We start from the raw sequence: 14,716 nt of genomic DNA, 5'->3' as shown, positions 1-14,716 counted from the left end.
CGGAGGCAGGGCGGCCGCGCGGTCGCGGCAGGTTGGCCTGCCGGGGCGGCGCTTGACGATGCTCCGCGTTGACGGGGCACCGGAGCGGCAGGAGCGTGCGACATGGCGAGGATCTGCATCTACGGCGCCGGACTGGTCGGCTGCTATCTCGGTGGGCGCCTCCTGGCTGCCGGCGGCGATATCCGCTTCATCGGCCGCCCCGCCATCGGCGATGTGCTGCGGCGCGACGGCCTGACCGTCTCGCATTACGACGGCCGCAGCTGGCATGTGCCGCCGGAGGCGATCGTCTTCGGAACCGATGCGGCGATCGCCAAAGATTGCGACCTCGTCCTCGCCACGGTGAAATCCGGCGGCACGGCCATAGCGGCGCGGGATCTGGCCGCAACCTCGCGGCAGGCCGGCCGACGGAGATCGACTGGATCAACGGCGAGATCGTCCGGCAGGCCGGGACGCTCGGGCAGGCGGCGCCGGTCAATGCCCGGCTCTGCGACCTCGTCCACGCCGCAGAAATGGAAAATCCGCGGCCCTCATGGACCGCGGATGCGCTTTTCGGGGAATTGCGGCGAGCCGCCGCTGTCAGGCAGCGCGGCGCTCGTGGCGGCCTTCCCGGACCTCCTCGATGATCTTGGCGACGAAGGCCGGCAGGTCGTCCGGCTTGCGCGAGGTAACGACGCCCTTGTCGGTGACAACCTCGCTATCCTCCCAGCTCGCCCCGGCGTTGATGAGGTCCTGCTTGATCGTCTTGTAGGACGTCATCTTGCGGCCCTTGGCGATGCCGGTATCGATCAGCAGCCACGGGCCGTGGCAGACGGCGGCGACCACCTTGCCCTGCTCGAAGAAGGACTTGATCAGCGCCAGCGCCTTGTCGTTGCCGCGCAGCGTGTCGGGGTTCATCTGCCCGCCCGGAAGCACGATCGCGTCGTAATCCTCGGCCTTCGCCTGGTCGAGCGTCCGGTCGACCTTGACCGGCCGGCCCCAATCCTTGTTCTGCCAGCCCCTGATCTCGCCCGCCTCGGGCGAGACGATATCGACGGTGGCGCCGGCCTTCTGCAGGGCGGCATGCGGCACGTCGAGCTCAGACTGCTCGAAGCCATGCGTTGCGAGGATGAGAATCTTCTTTCCGGCCAGATCGGTCATGGCGTTCTCCTGATCGTTGGATGTGATCAGGAAACCGATGGGCCGCGGAACCGTTCCCCGGAAAAAAGGTCGCGGGGGGCGCAAAAGCGCTCAGCGGAAGATGCGCTCGCCTTCCATGTCGACGATCTGCTGGCCCTTCACCAGCGTGAAATCGGCTGCCTCGGCCTGACCCGGGAAGCGGTCCGCGCGGATGAAACGATGGCTCTTCGTCTCGCCGTCGACCACCTTCTCGATCACGCCGCAGAGCTGGTACTGCCCGGCCTCCTGATAGGGCGTGGCATGGATGGTGAAGCCGTTGTGCTCGATGCTCTTGACGGGACCTGCCGGCTTGTCGTCGGCAGGCTTGCGGCCGCCGAACAGCGATTTCAGGAAGGACATGCGGCGCTCTCCTCCGGCCGGTGATCTTCAGGAGCGGAGCAGTAGCCCCCTCGCCGGCCGCTGCCAAGTCGAACCCGCCTGTATCCGGCAAGACCAGCGTGAAAGCGGCTTGGCAGCGCCGGCCCGATCGACTATGGAGCCGCGATCGGGCTTCGAACCCGTTCGTAAGCGTCTCACGTCAGGCAACGCATCCCTTCGGCTCACGGCCGCATCAGGATGCATCCGAACGGCCTGCCACTTGCGAAAGCCTGATCCATGTCCCGTCCTACCCTCCGCTGCCTCCCCGCCCGCTACGCCGGCGTGGTGATGCCGTTTGTCCTGTCGGTGATGATGACCTTCGTCGTCTCCGGCATCTCGACGTTGAAGGCGCTCGGCCTCACCGCCGAGTTCCTGCAGACCTGGCCCGCCTCCTGGGCGCTGTCCTGGCTCGTCGCCTTCCCGACGTTGATCCTGGTGCTGCCCCTGGTCCGGCGCCTCGTCGCGCTGGTCGTCGCGCCGCCGGCCTGAGCGCGCCTCAGGCCGAGAGTTGGAGCGCCACCTCGCGCCGATGCGGCCGCGCCCGGTGTTCGAACAGGTAGATGCCCTGCCAGGTGCCGAGCGCGAGGCGGCCGCCCATCACCGGGATCGACAGCGAAACCGGCGTCAGCGCCGCCTTGATATGGGCGGGCATGTCGTCGGGCCCTTCCGCGCGATGGACGAGATAATCCATCGCCGGATCGTCGGCAGGCGGCACCAGCCGGCGGAAGAAGGCGTCGAGGTCGCGCTGCACGTCCGGGTCGGCATTCTCCTGGATCAGCAGGGAGCAGGAGGTATGGCGCACGAAGAGCGTCAGCAGCCCGCTCTCCTCCCCGCTCGCACGCAGGAAGGCGACGCCGCGGTCGGTGAACTCGTTAAGCCCCGGCCCGCGCGTATCGACCGTCAGGATCGCTTGTCGCGACATCGCCGCGTCAGCGCTCGGTCAGCGCGAGCTTGGCGCCCAGCGCCACGAAAGCGGCGGCGAAGCTGCGCCTCAGCCACGCCATCACCGCCGGACGGCCGATCACCCGGTCGCGCATCGCCGCGGCAAAGAGCCCGTAGAGCGCGAAGACGATGAAGGTCATCGCCATGAACACCCCGGAGAGCTCCAGCATGCGCGCCAGCGGGCTCGGCTCGCCCGCCGCGATGAACTGCGGCAGGAAGGCGACGAAGAAGATCGAGAGCTTGGGATTGAGCAGGTTGATCGCCAGCCCGTCGCGCTGCACGCGCCAGGCCGAGCGCGGATCGGCCCTGGTCTCGACCTTGAGCGCGCCATGTTCCCTGAGCGTCTGCCAGGCCATGAACAGCAGATAGGCGACGCCGGCGTATTTCACGATGGCGAAGGCAAGCGCGCTGGCATGGAGCAGCGCCGCGATGCCCATCATCGCCGCGATCAGATGCGGCACGATCCCGAGCGTGCAGGCGAAGGCCGCGAGCACGCTCGCCCGCGAGCCGCGCGTGAGGCCCGCCGCGATGGTGTAGAGCGCGCCGGTTCCGGGCGAAGCCACGATGATGAGCGAGGTCAGCAGGAACTCTGGGGACATAGTGCCTCCGGACAGCTGGGAGGCGCAGGAAGCCTTTTCCTGCCGGGAAGATCAAGGCCTCGCCGCTTCGCTGAAGGCGGGGGCAAGGCGTGGGAACAATTGCTGGCGCTACAGCGGACGCTCTGAGCCCGTCACCTTTCGAGGTGGACGGCGTCAGCGCGCCTGCCAGAAATAGAGCTGGCCGGAATGGTTGTTGCCGACCAGCCGCTGCTCCTGCGCGACGATGTTGGTGCCATCGAACAAGTCCCAATGGTCGCCATTCGTCCATTGCAGGAACAGGAAGGAATATTTCTTGTCGCCGGTCGTCTGGTAGCAATTCTCCAGATAGAGCACGCCCTTCCGACCGAGCACCTTGGGTGAGACGTCCTTGCAGACACCCTCGATATCGGGCTGGCCATGGGCGCGCTGGACGCGCGGCAGCAGTTCCGAAGCCCGGATGAAGAGTTTCTGGCTCAGCCCATTGAGGGGCTGTCCTGAGCCGGGCAGCACCCCGGGACGTGGCCCGCCTGCCAGTGGCGGCGCTCCCTGGAAGGATGATTTGAGATCCGCATTCATGATGGTCTGGATCGTCGCGTCATCCTGCGACGGCGTCAGCTTGAGCGTATAGCCCATACAGATCGCGCAGCGATTAGTGGCGTCGCCGATCGCGTTCTTCGCCCAGGGGCGGACCGTGGCGAAGCGCTCCTGTAGCGCGTCATAGGTGAACGGGAGCACGGGCAACCTCCGGGAGCGCAAGGCAGCGTTGTCGATGATCGACCGCCTGCTCAATCATTGAGTGGCGGCAGACTGACCAGCCGCGGGCCCGGCGGCATCCTTCGTTCACAGGAGGACTGATCCGGCGTTCGCTTCGGAGCGCGCCAAAAGAAAAGCCCGCCTCCACAGCATGGAAGCGGGCCTTGTTCTCGAGCGGCCTGCGGCGACGCAGGCTCTCGCGATCAGTTGTCCAGGAAGCTCCGCAGCTTCCGGCTCCGGCTCGGATGCTTCAGCTTCCTGAGCGCCTTCGCCTCGATCTGGCGGATGCGCTCGCGGGTGACGCTGAACTGCTGGCCGACCTCTTCGAGGGTGTGGTCGGTGTTCATGCCGATGCCGAAGCGCATGCGCAGCACGCGCTCCTCGCGCGGCGTGAGCGAGGCCAGCACGCGCGTCGTCGTCTCGCGCAGGTTGCTCTGGATCGCCGCGTCGATCGGCAAGATCGCGTTCTTGTCCTCGATGAAGTCGCCGAGATGCGAATCCTCCTCGTCGCCGATCGGCGTTTCCAGAGAGATCGGCTCCTTGGCGATCTTCAGGACCTTGCGCACCTTCTCCAGCGGCATGGCCAGCTTCTCGGCCAGTTCCTCCGGGGTCGGCTCGCGGCCGATCTCGTGCAGCATCTGGCGCGAGGTCCGCACGATCTTGTTGATCGTCTCGATCATGTGGACGGGGATGCGGATCGTGCGGGCCTGGTCGGCGATCGAGCGGGTGATCGCCTGCCGGATCCACCATGTCGCATAGGTCGAGAACTTGTAGCCGCGGCGGTACTCGAACTTGTCGACCGCCTTCATCAGGCCGATATTGCCTTCCTGGATCAGGTCGAGGAACTGCAGGCCGCGGTTCGTGTACTTCTTAGCGATCGAGATCACGAGGCGCAGATTGGCCTCGATCATTTCCTTCTTCGCCTGCCTTGCCTCGCGCTCGCCCTTCTGGACCATCAGCACGATCTTGCGGAATTCCTGGATCTCCAGCCCGGTCTCGGAGGCGAGCGTGTGCACCTCCTCGCGCAGCTGCTTGATGCGCTCGAGCTCCGACCCGACGAATTCCTTCCAGCCGCGCGAACCCAGCTTGGAGACGCGAAGCACCCATTTCGGATCGAGCTCGCCGCCGACATGCTGCTTGAGGAAGTCCTCGCGGCCGACGCCATAGCTCTCGGCGAGGCGCAGCAGGCGCGTCTCGTGGCCGATCAGGCGCTTGTTGATGTCGTAGAGCTGCTCGACCAGCGCCTCGATGCGGTTGTTGTTGAGCGAGAGCGACTTCACCGCGGTGATGATGTCGTCCTTGAGCTTCTTGTATTTGCGGTCCTGCGACGGCGAGAGCTTGGTGTTCTCCAGCCGGTTGGCGATGTCCTGGTCCTGCAGGCGGCGCAGCTTCTTGTAGTCGTCGGCGATGGCGTTGAAGGTCTCGAGCACGCGCGGCTTGAGCTCGGCCTCCATGGCCGAGAGCGACACGTTGTTCTCGAGGTCGTCATCGTCCATCTCCGGCGGGGTCTCGCCCTCCGGGGTCTCGGCCTGCTCGGCTTCCTCGGCGCCTTCCTCTCCCGGGATCGCGTCGGGGTTCTTCCCGTCCGGGCCGGCATAGGTCGCCTCGAGATCGATGATGTCCCGCAGCAGGATCTTGCCGTCGACGAGCTCGTCGCGCCAGATGATGATAGCCTGGAAGGTCAGCGGGCTCTCGCAGAGCCCGGCGATCATCGCCTCGCGGCCGGCCTCGATGCGCTTGGCGATGGCGATTTCGCCCTCGCGGGAGAGCAGCTCGACGGAGCCCATCTCGCGCAGATACATCCGCACCGGATCGTCGGTGCGCTCGGTCGGCTCGAGGTTGCGCTTGGTCTCGGTCGGCAGCGTCTGCCGCGAGGCCTCGACGAGATCACCGCCCTCGACCTCGTCGTCGTCGCTGCCGGCGGCCTCCTTGCGGTTGGCGCGCTCCTCGCCGGCCGCTTCCGGGTCCTCGTTGTCGACGACGTTGATGCCCTGCTCGCTGAGCTGGCCGAGCACGTCCTCGATCTGCTCCGAGGAGAACTCCTCCGAGGGCAGAACCTCGTTCAGTTCATCATAGGTGACATAGCCGCGCTTCTTCGCGAGCTTGATCATCCGCCGTACGGCCTGATCGGTAAGATCGAGCAACGGGCCGTCGGTAGTCGGGGGGGCATCCGGCGCGACCTGATCGGTCTTTTCCCGTTCGCTCGCTTTTGTCGCCATCAATAGYGCTCCGCATTCGTGCGCCGGACATGGCCGAGGCAGCCATATACCGACGCATAAAAGGGCGGCGCGACCGCAGACCCGGCGCGCTCACCCACCCAAATCACTGCTCGCAGATGGCACCAGACGTCGTTGACGAATCGTGAACCACCCGACACCTTGCGCGCATCAAACGGGCAACCGCCATTCGCTGGGCTATCAATCTTCGGACATGGCCTCGGTGCCGTCGATTGTCTCGAGGCGGGCCTTAACGTCCTTGATCCAGGCGAAATTGGCTTCGGTCGCGTCGTCAGCCAATGCGCGCTCGGCTGCTCTCAACTCGCTATTTAGCGTCCGCGCGCGATGATGCAAGACGATGGCCTGATGAATCGAGTCGAAAACCGATTCTGGATCAGCATCTTGCGCGAGTTTAAGYCGTTCGGCCGGCCCCGTGACCGCCATCAGCTGGTTGCGCGCCTCCTTGACCCGCGGCTGGGTCAACCGATTCGCAAGCGTCTCGCGGTCGAGCGTCTCCTCCACCGCATCGAGCAGCGCCTGCCGGAAGCGCTCGGCCGCCGATCCGTCGAGCGACATCTCCGCGATATCGTCGGCGCAACGCAGGATGAGATCGGGGTGGCTCGCCAGCGCCAGCAGGATAAAGGCCTCGCGCTGGTCCTCTCCCCGCATCTTCGCCACGATCCGTGACTGGGTCAGCGCGCTCGAAGCCTTGAGCGGACCTGCAAGCCAGGGCGGCACCTGCCGGGCGCCTCCCCGCATCGGCCCGCCCCGGCTGCCGCGCTGAAAATTGCCCTGTCCGCCACCACGCTCGGGCCGCGCCGGAGCGGCGCTGGCGAAGAGCTGGCTCAGTCGCTCGTCCATCTCGCGGCGGTAATGCTTGCGGGTCGTCTCGTCGCGGATCTGGCCCAGCGGCTCCTTCAGCCGCCGCTCGAAGGCGGCGCGCCGTTCCGGCGTATCGAGCGGCCCGGCCTCGACCTCGCGCTGCCAGAGCATGTCGACGAGCGGCCGCGCCGCCGCGACCACCTCGGCGATGGCCTGGCGTCCGCCCGAGCGGGCGAGATCGTCAGGGTCCTGGCCATCCGGCAGCAGGGCGAAGGAGAGCGACTTGCCCGGTTCGAGCATCGGCAATGCGATGTCGATCGCGCGGCTCGCGGCCTTGCGGCCCGCCTTGTCGCCGTCCAGGCAGATCACCGGCTCGTCGGCCATGCGCCAGAGCAGGCCGAGCTGATCCTCGGTCAATGCCGTGCCGAGCGGCGCCACCGTCTGCGGAAAGCCCGAGAGCGACATGGCGATGACGTCGACATAGCCCTCGACCACAATGACCTGCCCAGTGTCGTGCGAGGCCTTGCGGGCATTGTGGTGGTTGAACAGCAGCGAACCCTTGTGGAAGAGCGGCGTCTCCGGCGAGTTCAGGTATTTGGCCGCCACCTCCGCGCTCATCGCCCGGCCGCCGAAGGCGACGACGCGTCCGCGCGAATCGTGGATCGGGAACATGATGCGATCGCGGAAGCGGTCATAGGGCACGGCGATCTCCTCGCCATGCACCAGGAGCCCCGCCTCCATCATCAGCTCGGCCGGCACGCCCTTGCCGGCCAGATGGTCGCGCAGCGCGAAACGATCGACCGGGCCGTATCCCAGCCGAAAGCGCGTGCGCGCCTCGCCGTCGAGCCCGCGCGTCGAGAGATAGCGCCGGGCCGCGCCGCCACGCTCGCCCATCAGCTCGGCCTCGAAGAACTTCGCCGCGATCTCGACGACCTCGTGCAGCCCCTTGCGCTTCTCCTCCTGGACCTGCGCTTCCTGCGTGATCTTCGGCAGGATGACGCCGGCCTCGGCCGCGAGCTTCTCGACGGCCTCCGGGAAGGAGAGCCCCTCGGTCTCCATCACGAACTTGAAGATGTCGCCGTTCTTGCCGGAGGAGAAATCGAAGAAGGACGCCTTCTGGTCGTTGACGAAGAAGGACGGTGTCTTCTCGGCGTTGAACGGCGAGAGCCCCTTCCATTCCCGCCCCGCCTTCTGCAGGCGCACGCGTTTGCCCACGACCGCCGAGACAGGCAGCCGCGCCTTGATCTCCTCAAGGACGGAGGGCGGGAACTTCATGGCGTCCTGTCTGGACCCTTCGCAGCCCTGTGCCAACCGGCAAGTCTGCCTTTCCCGGCCTTATCGGCCATATCCACAGCGCGCCCCATCTGGTAAAGAAAATCGCGAAAAAGGAAGAAAGCGATGGCGCTCAACATCAAGGATCCGGAGACCGAGGAGGCCGTGCGCCTGCTCGCGCGCCGCCGTGGCCTCAGTCTGACCGAGGCAGTGCGCCAAGCCGTCAGGAGCGAGCTCGACAAGGACGAGCTATCAGACGCGGAGAAGACGCGGCGGATAGCGGAGGCCTGGGCGCGGATGGAAGAATTCTACAAGAAATATGGCATCAAGCCGGCCCAACGCTCCATGACCAAGCAGGAGATGGACGACATCATCGGCTATGATGAGAACGGTATGTGGTGAATATCGTTGTCGATACCTCTGCCGTTGTCGCCATCATCACCTTGGAAACCGAGGCCAGAGCCTTTTCTGCCGGCTTGGCCTCGGCAACGCGACGAGTCATGACCAGCGTCAACCTCCTTGAAGCACGGCTGGTCCTCAGCTTCGCCAAGGGTATGCCGCCGGAGACCGTTTCCGACTTCGTAATGCGGGAACGCATCGACATCGTCCCCTTCGACGCAGCCCTCTCCGATCTCGCCTTCGAAGCCTATGGCCGCTACGGCAAGGGCCGCCACGCCGCCCGCCTCAACATGGGTGATTGCGCCGCCTATGCGCTGGCGAAGGCACGCGGCTGGCCCCTGCTCTACAAGGGCGACGACTTCTCCGAAACGGATATCGAGCGGGCCTGAGGCCCGCCCGCTCCTGCCGGCTCAACCGCCCAGCGCCGCCTTCACCATCGGGCTGGCCTTGCCGAAATCCATCTGGCCGGCATGGGTCGCACGCAGGATGCCGATGACCTTGCCCATGTCCTTGACGGCGGTCGCGCCGCTCTCGGCGATGGCGTTGTCGATCGCAGCCTTCACCTCCTCGTCGGACATCTGCTTGGGCAGGTAGGAAGAGATCACCGCGACCTCGGCGCGCTCGCCATCGGCGAGCTCGGGGCGGGCGTTGGCGTCGTAGATCGCGATCGATTCCTGGCGCTGCTTGATCATCTTCTGGAGCACGCCGAGGATCTCGTCGGCCGTGGCTTCGCCCTTGCCGGCGCCGCGCGCCTCGATGTCCTTGTCCTTCAGCGCCGCCTGGATCAGGCGGATCGCGCCGACCCTGCCCTTCTCGCCGGCCTTCATCGCTTCCTTCAGATCGCCGGTGAAGCGCTCGCGCAGGCTCGTCATCTCGTTGTTCCTTTTTCTCTTGTGCGGCCTGCACCAACCTTGATTGACGGGCAGCGCCCGGCTCTTTAAGGCTCGCGTTCCAGACCGGCGGAGTGGATTGCCACAGCCCCGCCCCCGCTTTCTGCCGCTGGCGCGGCCTGGACCGAGACATAGACATGACCGCTTCCGAAGGAAACCCCGCCGATAGCGGCTGGACCGAACCGCGCGCGACCGCGCTCCTCGTGCTAGCCGACGGCACGGTGCTGGAAGGCTTCGGCCTCGGCGCCGTGGGCGAAGCGCCGGGCGAGGTCTGCTTCAACACGGCGATGACGGGCTATCAGGAAATCCTGACCGACCCGTCCTATGCCGGGCAGATCATCACCTTCACCTTCCCGCATGTCGGCAATGTCGGCGTGAACGACGAAGACACCGAGACCGTCAACGCCGCCGCCTCTTCCGGCGTGCGCGGCTGCGTGCTCCACGCCGTCATCACCGAGCCGTCGAGCTGGCGCTCCAACCGGCATTTCGACGCCTGGCTGAAGGCCCGCAACATCGTCGGCATCTGCGGCGTCGACACCCGCGCGCTCACCGCGCTGATCCGCGACAACGGCATGCCGAACGCCATCCTCGCCCACAGCCCGGACGGCGTGTTCGACATCGAGCGACTGAAGAAGCAGGCGGCAGGGCTGCCCTCCATGGCCGGGCTCGATCTCGTTCCGCTCGTCACCGCCGCCCAGCGCTATGACTGGGACGAGACCCCCTGGGTCTGGCCGGCCGGCTACGGCAAGCGCGAAGCGGCGAACTACAAGGTCGTCGCCATCGACTACGGCGTGAAGCGCAACATCCTGCGCCTGCTCGCCAAGGCTGGCTGCGACGTCACGGTCGTCCCTTCGACCGCCAGCGCCGAGGACATCCTCGCCCTGAACCCCGACGGCATCTTCCTTTCCAACGGCCCGGGCGACCCGGCCGCGACCGGCGAATATGCGGTGCCGGTCATCAAGGAACTGCTCGACAGGAAGGTCCCGACCTTCGGCATCTGCCTCGGCCACCAGATGATGGCGCTCGCCATCGGCGGCCAGACCATGAAGATGAAGCAGGGTCATCATGGCGCCAACCACCCGGTGCAGGACAAGACTACCGGCAAGGTCGAGATCGTCTCGATGAACCACGGCTTCGCCGTCGATCCCGCGAGCCTGCCGGCCAATGCGGTCGAGACCCATGTCTCGCTCTTCGACAGCTCGAACAGCGGCATCGCGCTGACCGACCGCCCGGCCTTCAGCGTCCAGCATCACCCGGAAGCTTCCCCCGGTCCGCAGGACAGCCACTATCTCTTCAACCGCTTCATCGATCTGATGGCGGCGGAGAAGGGCAAGAAGGCGGCCTGAGGGCCGCCACTGTCGACGGAGACGGGCATGATCCACCAGTTGCGCATCTACGAGATCTTCGAGCGCAACAAGGCGGCGTTCCACGCCCGCTTTCGCGACCATGCCGCACCTATCATGGCGCGGCACGGCTTCCGGATCATGGCTATGTGGGAGACGGCGAGCGCCGGGCGCATCGAATTCGCCTACATCCTCGCCTGGCCCGACAGCGAGACGAAGACGCGGGCCTGGACGAGCTTCATGGCCGATCCCGAATGGATCGAGATCAAGCGCGTGACCTCGCTGCAGCATGGCAGCCTGGTCGGTGCGATCGAGGATCGCATCATGAGGCCGACCGACTACTCGCCGAAGCTCGGTTGACAGCGCCTCGCCTTCGGCGCTTTAAGCAGCTCATGACCAGCCTGATGGCCCTTCAGCAGAGCTATTACACCCCGTCCTCATAGAGGCGGTGGCATTCCCATGTTCAACCGCCGCGCTGGCGGTTGAATTCAGGCAAGTCACCCGGCATCGCGGCTCCCCACCGGACCAGAGCGATGCAATCCAAGATCAAGACCATCACTTCCATCGGCATCATGGGCTTCGGCGCCTTCGGCCGCCTGATGGCTCGTCATCTCCAGCCGCATTTCGCGCTCCGCATCTGCGACCCCGCTCATCCACCCTCGCCCGATACGACCGGCAAGGGCCTGCGGCCGGCGACGATCAGTGAAATCGGCAGTTGCGACCTCGTTGTCCTCGCCGTGCCCGTCGCGGCGACCCCCGAGGCGGTCGCGGCGCTTAGGCCCCATCTGAAGGCCGGCGCGATCGTGCTCGATGTCGGCTCGGTCAAGATCGGCCCGGCGCGCGTGCTCGCGGAAGGCCTGCCCGGGCATGTCGAGATCATCGGCACGCATCCGCTCTTCGGCCCCCAGAGCGCCCGCAACGGGCTTGCAGGACTGAAGATCGCGCTCTGCCCGATTCGAGGCAGCAGCACGCCACGCATCGCCGCCTTCCTGCGCCATGTCCTCAAGCTGAAGGTCATCGCGACCACGCCTGACGCCCATGACCGCGAGGTTGCGATGGTGCAGGGCCTGACCCATCTCATCGCCAAGATCCTGGTGCGGATGGAGCCATTGCCGCAACACATGACCACCGCGAGCTTCGACCTGCTGATGCAGGCTACGGAAATGGTCCGACACGATGCGCCGAACGTCTTCATGGCGATCGAGCGCGCCAATCCGCATGCCAAGGCGGTGCGCGACCGCTTCTTCGCGCTGGCCGAGGAGATGCGGATGTTTCTGGAGAATGGCCGTCAGGACATGGTCCAGACTGAACCGGCCCTGCCTCACAAAGTCGCAGACGCGGTACCGGCCTAGCCTTCACCGCCCGCCCCGCCGACAATACGGGAAACCTCGAATGTCCCAGCGATGACCGACAACCCCCTCACCCATCCGGGCGCCGCCCACCCCGATCTGCGCGAGCCGATGATCGGCCTGCTCGTCCGCACGTTCTACGAGCGGGCGCGGCAGGACGACGTGATCGGCCCGGTCTTCGCGGCGGCCGTCGAGGATTGGGACGACCATATCGCCAAGATCACCGATTTCTGGAGCAGCGTGATGCTGCGCACCGGGCGCTACAACGGCCGGCCGATGCGCCCGCATCTGATCCTCCCGCTGGAGGGCCGGCATTTCGACCGCTGGCTCGACCTGTTCGAGGCGACGGCACGGGAGGTCTGCGAACCGGAGATCGCGGAGGCCTTCATCGTCCGGGCGCGGCGCATCGCAGACAGCTTCGAGATGGCCCGCGCCAGCCAGCGCGGCGAATTTGCTGCGCCCCGGCATAGCTTGCGATAGATTCAGTCCGTCATTCTCGGGCTTGACCCGAGAATCTCATGACAGGCGCAGGAGCCTCATCTTCCGGAGATGCTCGGGTCAAGCCCGAGCATGACGCGGATCACGCCGCCCTCGCCTCGCGGCTTAAGAATGCCTCAATGTCAGCCGGCGCCGCGCCGGCCTCGCCTGCGATCCGCTCGGCCAGCGCCGCCGCGGAAGGCCTCAACGTCCCGAACGGCCGGTCGAGCCAATAGGAAACCGGGTTCAGCGCCTCGCGCTCATCCGCCCGGACGATCCGCCCGGCCGCCAGTTGCTCGCGTGCCAGGGGCGGACGCGCCAGGGCGATGCCGAGGCCATGGGCGGCGGCATCGAGCACCAGATTGTAATCCTCGAAACGGCGGTCCTGCGGGCGCGGGCGATAGTCCAGCCCCTGCGCGGCGAACCAGGCCTTCCAGCCGGCAGCGTCGGAATCATGGATCAGAGGCTGGGCCAAAAGACGCTCCGGCGCGCCCACGCCAATGGCCGCCGCAAGCTGCGGCGAGGCGATCGGGAAGCACCATTCCTCGAACAGCTTGAGCGAGAGCCGATCCGGCGCCCCGCCCCGCCCGCAACGGATGCCGAGATCGACGCCCTCCTCCTCGAAATCGACCCTGCGGTGCTCGACCTGCAGCACGATGCGCAACGAGGGCATCCCCGCCTCCAGCACCGCGAGGCGCGGCATCAGCCAGAGCGAACAGACCGAGGGCGGCGCGCTGACGCGCACCACCGAGGCGCCGCGTACCTCGCGCCAGCGGTCGGAGGTGTCGGCGATCAGCGCGAAGGCTTCCTGCGTGCGCTGGAGCAGGCGCTGCCCCTCCGGCGTCAACGAGACACCGCGTGCCTGCCGCAGGAAAACGCGCAGGCCCAGCCAGTGCTCGAGCTTGGCGATCTGCCGGCTGACGGCGCCATGCGTCAGGTTCAGCGCCTCGGCGGCGGAAGAGAAGCTGCCGGTGCGGGCGGCCGCCTCGAAAGCGCGCAGCGTGTCCAGCGGGGGCAGGTTCGAGCTGTGATCCATCCTCACAGCTCATGCGCGAATTGTTCGTTTGTCAATCAGCTCGCCGAGGCGTCTATCGAGAGCAACCTTTCGTCACCGATGGATCGACGCCATGTCCTCCTCAAGTTGCACGTCACCCGCACTGGCCACCCCGAGCACCCGTCTCGACCCGACGCTGGTCTTCACCGTGACCTTCACGGTCCTGGCCTGGGCCTCCTCCTTCCCGGCGATCCGTGCCGGGCTCGCCGGCTTCGGCCCGGCCGAGATGGCCTCTTTGCGCTTCGCGCTCGCCGGCGTGCCGGCCGCGCTCTTCCTCATCGCGACGCGGGCCAAGCTGCCCGAGCGCGCCGATATCTGGCGCTTCCTCATCGGCGGCGTGATCTTCATCGCGGGCTATGCGCTGTTGCTGAACTTCGGCCAGCGCGTGGTGCCGGCCGGCCCCGCCGCCTTCATCATCAACACCAATCCGATCATGACGGCGGTCCTCGCCATGATGATCCTGGGCGAGCGCTTCAGCCTGACCGCCTGGCTCGGCACGGCGCTCTCCTTCGCCGGCATCGGCGTCATCGCGCTCGGCAAGGGTCTCGACGTCGAGATCGGGATGAGCGTGCTGCTGATCCTTGGCGCCGCCTTCTGCAACGCCATCACCACGGTCGTGCAGAAGCCGCTCTTCGCCCGCTATAAGCCGCTCCAGGTCGCGGCCTGGAACATGGCGATCGGCGGCTTCGTGCTCCTGCCCTTCCTGCCATCCGCCATCTCGCAGGCTCAGGCCGCGCCGGCCGTCTCCTTCTGGTCGGTGGTCTATCTCGCCGTCGTGCCGAGCCTGATTGCCTACGGCACCTGGGCCATCACCCTCTCGCGCCTGCCGGCTGCCCGCGCGTCCAACTTCCAGTACGCCGTGCCGCCGATGGCGATGCTGATCGGCTTCCTCTGGCTCGGCGAGGTGCCGACGCTGTTCGGACTGATCGGCGGCGTCATGGCGCTGGCGGGTGTCGTGGTGGTCAATCTGAAGCGCTGAACCCGCTCGGCGCTCGGAAAACCGCCGTCATCCCGGGCAAGCGCAGCGCAGACCCGGGATCCATCGGAGGGCTCTGCGCTCGACGATGGATCCCGGATCGGCGCCGCTT

General features: G+C 66.5%; 18 protein-coding genes and 1 pseudogene. 10 read left to right on the top strand and 9 right to left on the bottom strand.

The genetic code is table 11. The features are described 5' to 3' along the window. Window positions 1-102: 102 nt before the first annotated feature. A pseudogene (locus AC1DVA_RS08450) lies at window positions 103-372 on the top strand (2-dehydropantoate 2-reductase N-terminal domain-containing protein); the annotation flags it as partial. Continuing rightward, window positions 318-623 carry a ketopantoate reductase C-terminal domain-containing protein gene (locus tag AC1DVA_RS08445; protein WP_476805594.1) on the top strand — a complete coding sequence of 102 codons (306 nt, stop codon included), beginning with the start codon at window positions 318-320 and terminating at the stop codon, window positions 621-623. The pseudogene AC1DVA_RS08450 and the gene AC1DVA_RS08445, both read left to right, overlap by 55 nt. On the opposite strand, the gene AC1DVA_RS08440 is transcribed toward AC1DVA_RS08445, so the two are convergent. Further along, a complete protein-coding gene (locus tag AC1DVA_RS08440; protein WP_265054233.1) occupies window positions 577-1,137 on the bottom strand; it encodes a type 1 glutamine amidotransferase domain-containing protein in 561 nt (186 codons plus the stop codon). The two genes, AC1DVA_RS08445 and AC1DVA_RS08440, sit on opposite strands and share 47 nt — an antisense overlap. 90 nt (window positions 1,138-1,227) lie before the next feature. Continuing rightward, a complete protein-coding gene (locus AC1DVA_RS08435) occupies window positions 1,228-1,515 on the bottom strand; it encodes an HlyU family transcriptional regulator (protein WP_265054234.1) in 288 nt (95 codons plus the stop codon). A gap of 255 nt (window positions 1,516-1,770) precedes the next feature. On the opposite strand from AC1DVA_RS08435, the gene AC1DVA_RS08430 reads away from it, so the two are divergent. Continuing rightward, entirely contained in the window at window positions 1,771-2,022 is a 252-nt protein-coding gene (locus AC1DVA_RS08430) for a DUF2798 domain-containing protein (protein ID WP_476805593.1), read from the top strand. Between the two features lie 7 nt (window positions 2,023-2,029). On the opposite strand, the gene AC1DVA_RS08425 is transcribed toward AC1DVA_RS08430, so the two are convergent. The 5 genes from AC1DVA_RS08425 to dnaG form a co-directional block, all read right to left on the bottom strand. Then, window positions 2,030-2,455: a secondary thiamine-phosphate synthase enzyme YjbQ gene (locus tag AC1DVA_RS08425; RefSeq protein ID WP_476805592.1), complete on the bottom strand. Its 426-nt coding sequence runs from the start codon at window positions 2,453-2,455 to the stop codon at window positions 2,030-2,032. A 7-nt stretch (window positions 2,456-2,462) separates the two neighbouring features. Beyond that, window positions 2,463-3,074, bottom strand: a complete 612-nt coding sequence (locus tag AC1DVA_RS08420) for a LysE family translocator (RefSeq protein WP_476805591.1) — start codon at window positions 3,072-3,074, stop codon at window positions 2,463-2,465. 153 nt (window positions 3,075-3,227) lie between these two features. Beyond that, the gene (locus tag AC1DVA_RS08415; RefSeq protein WP_476805590.1) at window positions 3,228-3,788 is read right to left on the bottom strand and encodes a hypothetical protein; all 561 of its coding nucleotides are present in this window, start codon (window positions 3,786-3,788) and stop codon (window positions 3,228-3,230) included. Between the two features lie 221 nt (window positions 3,789-4,009). Continuing rightward, window positions 4,010-6,025, bottom strand: coding sequence for an RNA polymerase sigma factor RpoD (rpoD, locus tag AC1DVA_RS08410; RefSeq protein WP_265054239.1), 2,016 nt, complete (start codon window positions 6,023-6,025; stop codon window positions 4,010-4,012). A gap of 198 nt (window positions 6,026-6,223) precedes the next feature. After that, the gene (dnaG, locus tag AC1DVA_RS08405; RefSeq protein ID WP_265054240.1) at window positions 6,224-8,119 is read right to left on the bottom strand and encodes a DNA primase; all 1,896 of its coding nucleotides are present in this window, start codon (window positions 8,117-8,119) and stop codon (window positions 6,224-6,226) included. 123 nt (window positions 8,120-8,242) lie between these two features. On the opposite strand from dnaG, the gene AC1DVA_RS08400 reads away from it, so the two are divergent. Beyond that, the gene (locus tag AC1DVA_RS08400) at window positions 8,243-8,518 is read left to right on the top strand and encodes a type II toxin-antitoxin system VapB family antitoxin (protein ID WP_265054241.1); all 276 of its coding nucleotides are present in this window, start codon (window positions 8,243-8,245) and stop codon (window positions 8,516-8,518) included. Continuing rightward, the gene (locus tag AC1DVA_RS08395) at window positions 8,512-8,904 is read left to right on the top strand and encodes a type II toxin-antitoxin system VapC family toxin (protein WP_476805589.1); all 393 of its coding nucleotides are present in this window, start codon (window positions 8,512-8,514) and stop codon (window positions 8,902-8,904) included. The genes AC1DVA_RS08400 and AC1DVA_RS08395 overlap by 7 nt, the downstream gene beginning before the upstream one ends. A gap of 21 nt (window positions 8,905-8,925) precedes the next feature. On the opposite strand, the gene AC1DVA_RS08390 is transcribed toward AC1DVA_RS08395, so the two are convergent. After that, window positions 8,926-9,387, bottom strand: coding sequence for a GatB/YqeY domain-containing protein (locus AC1DVA_RS08390; protein WP_265054243.1), 462 nt, complete (start codon window positions 9,385-9,387; stop codon window positions 8,926-8,928). A 155-nt stretch (window positions 9,388-9,542) separates the two neighbouring features. Here AC1DVA_RS08390 and carA point away from each other — a divergent pair, with 155 nt between their 5' ends. From carA to AC1DVA_RS08370, 4 genes are all read left to right on the top strand, one after another. After that, entirely contained in the window at window positions 9,543-10,751 is a 1,209-nt protein-coding gene (gene carA / locus AC1DVA_RS08385) for a glutamine-hydrolyzing carbamoyl-phosphate synthase small subunit (RefSeq protein ID WP_265054244.1), read from the top strand. Between the two features lie 27 nt (window positions 10,752-10,778). Continuing rightward, entirely contained in the window at window positions 10,779-11,108 is a 330-nt protein-coding gene (locus tag AC1DVA_RS08380) for an NIPSNAP family protein (RefSeq protein WP_265054245.1), read from the top strand. Between the two features lie 173 nt (window positions 11,109-11,281). Continuing rightward, window positions 11,282-12,100, top strand: a complete 819-nt coding sequence (locus AC1DVA_RS08375) for a prephenate dehydrogenase (RefSeq protein ID WP_265054246.1) — start codon at window positions 11,282-11,284, stop codon at window positions 12,098-12,100. 51 nt (window positions 12,101-12,151) lie between these two features. Further along, entirely contained in the window at window positions 12,152-12,577 is a 426-nt protein-coding gene (locus tag AC1DVA_RS08370) for a group III truncated hemoglobin (RefSeq protein ID WP_265054247.1), read from the top strand. Window positions 12,578-12,677: 100 nt separating this feature from the next. Here the strand turns inward: AC1DVA_RS08370 and AC1DVA_RS08365 are convergent, their stop codons facing one another. Beyond that, window positions 12,678-13,610: a LysR substrate-binding domain-containing protein gene (locus tag AC1DVA_RS08365; protein WP_476805588.1), complete on the bottom strand. Its 933-nt coding sequence runs from the start codon at window positions 13,608-13,610 to the stop codon at window positions 12,678-12,680. A 91-nt stretch (window positions 13,611-13,701) separates the two neighbouring features. Between AC1DVA_RS08365 and AC1DVA_RS08360 the strand changes: the two genes are divergently transcribed. Further along, the gene (locus tag AC1DVA_RS08360) at window positions 13,702-14,607 is read left to right on the top strand and encodes a DMT family transporter (RefSeq protein ID WP_265054249.1); all 906 of its coding nucleotides are present in this window, start codon (window positions 13,702-13,704) and stop codon (window positions 14,605-14,607) included. Window positions 14,608-14,716: the final 109 nt, after the last annotated feature.

This window comes from Allobosea sp. P4_C6, from assembly GCF_056402015.1.
This window is presented reverse-complemented; position numbering and strand designations above follow the sequence as displayed.

Coding starts and splice junctions, on each gene's coding strand:
- AC1DVA_RS08440 (WP_265054233.1), bottom strand. CDS start 1,137: ATGACCGATCTGGCCGGAAAGAAGATTCTCATCCTCGCAACGCATGGC.
- AC1DVA_RS08435 (WP_265054234.1), bottom strand. CDS start 1,515: ATGTCCTTCCTGAAATCGCTGTTCGGCGGCCGCAAGCCTGCCGACGAC.
- AC1DVA_RS08430 (WP_476805593.1), top strand. CDS start 1,771: ATGTCCCGTCCTACCCTCCGCTGCCTCCCCGCCCGCTACGCCGGCGTG.
- AC1DVA_RS08425 (WP_476805592.1), bottom strand. CDS start 2,455: ATGTCGCGACAAGCGATCCTGACGGTCGATACGCGCGGGCCGGGGCTT.
- AC1DVA_RS08420 (WP_476805591.1), bottom strand. CDS start 3,074: ATGTCCCCAGAGTTCCTGCTGACCTCGCTCATCATCGTGGCTTCGCCC.
- rpoD (WP_265054239.1), bottom strand. CDS start 6,025: ATGGCGACAAAAGCGAGCGAACGGGAAAAGACCGATCAGGTCGCGCCG.
- AC1DVA_RS08400 (WP_265054241.1), top strand. CDS start 8,243: ATGGCGCTCAACATCAAGGATCCGGAGACCGAGGAGGCCGTGCGCCTG.
- AC1DVA_RS08390 (WP_265054243.1), bottom strand. CDS start 9,387: ATGACGAGCCTGCGCGAGCGCTTCACCGGCGATCTGAAGGAAGCGATG.
- carA (WP_265054244.1), top strand. CDS start 9,543: ATGACCGCTTCCGAAGGAAACCCCGCCGATAGCGGCTGGACCGAACCG.
- AC1DVA_RS08380 (WP_265054245.1), top strand. CDS start 10,779: ATGATCCACCAGTTGCGCATCTACGAGATCTTCGAGCGCAACAAGGCG.
- AC1DVA_RS08375 (WP_265054246.1), top strand. CDS start 11,282: ATGCAATCCAAGATCAAGACCATCACTTCCATCGGCATCATGGGCTTC.
- AC1DVA_RS08370 (WP_265054247.1), top strand. CDS start 12,152: ATGACCGACAACCCCCTCACCCATCCGGGCGCCGCCCACCCCGATCTG.
- AC1DVA_RS08365 (WP_476805588.1), bottom strand. CDS start 13,610: ATGGATCACAGCTCGAACCTGCCCCCGCTGGACACGCTGCGCGCTTTC.
- AC1DVA_RS08360 (WP_265054249.1), top strand. CDS start 13,702: ATGTCCTCCTCAAGTTGCACGTCACCCGCACTGGCCACCCCGAGCACC.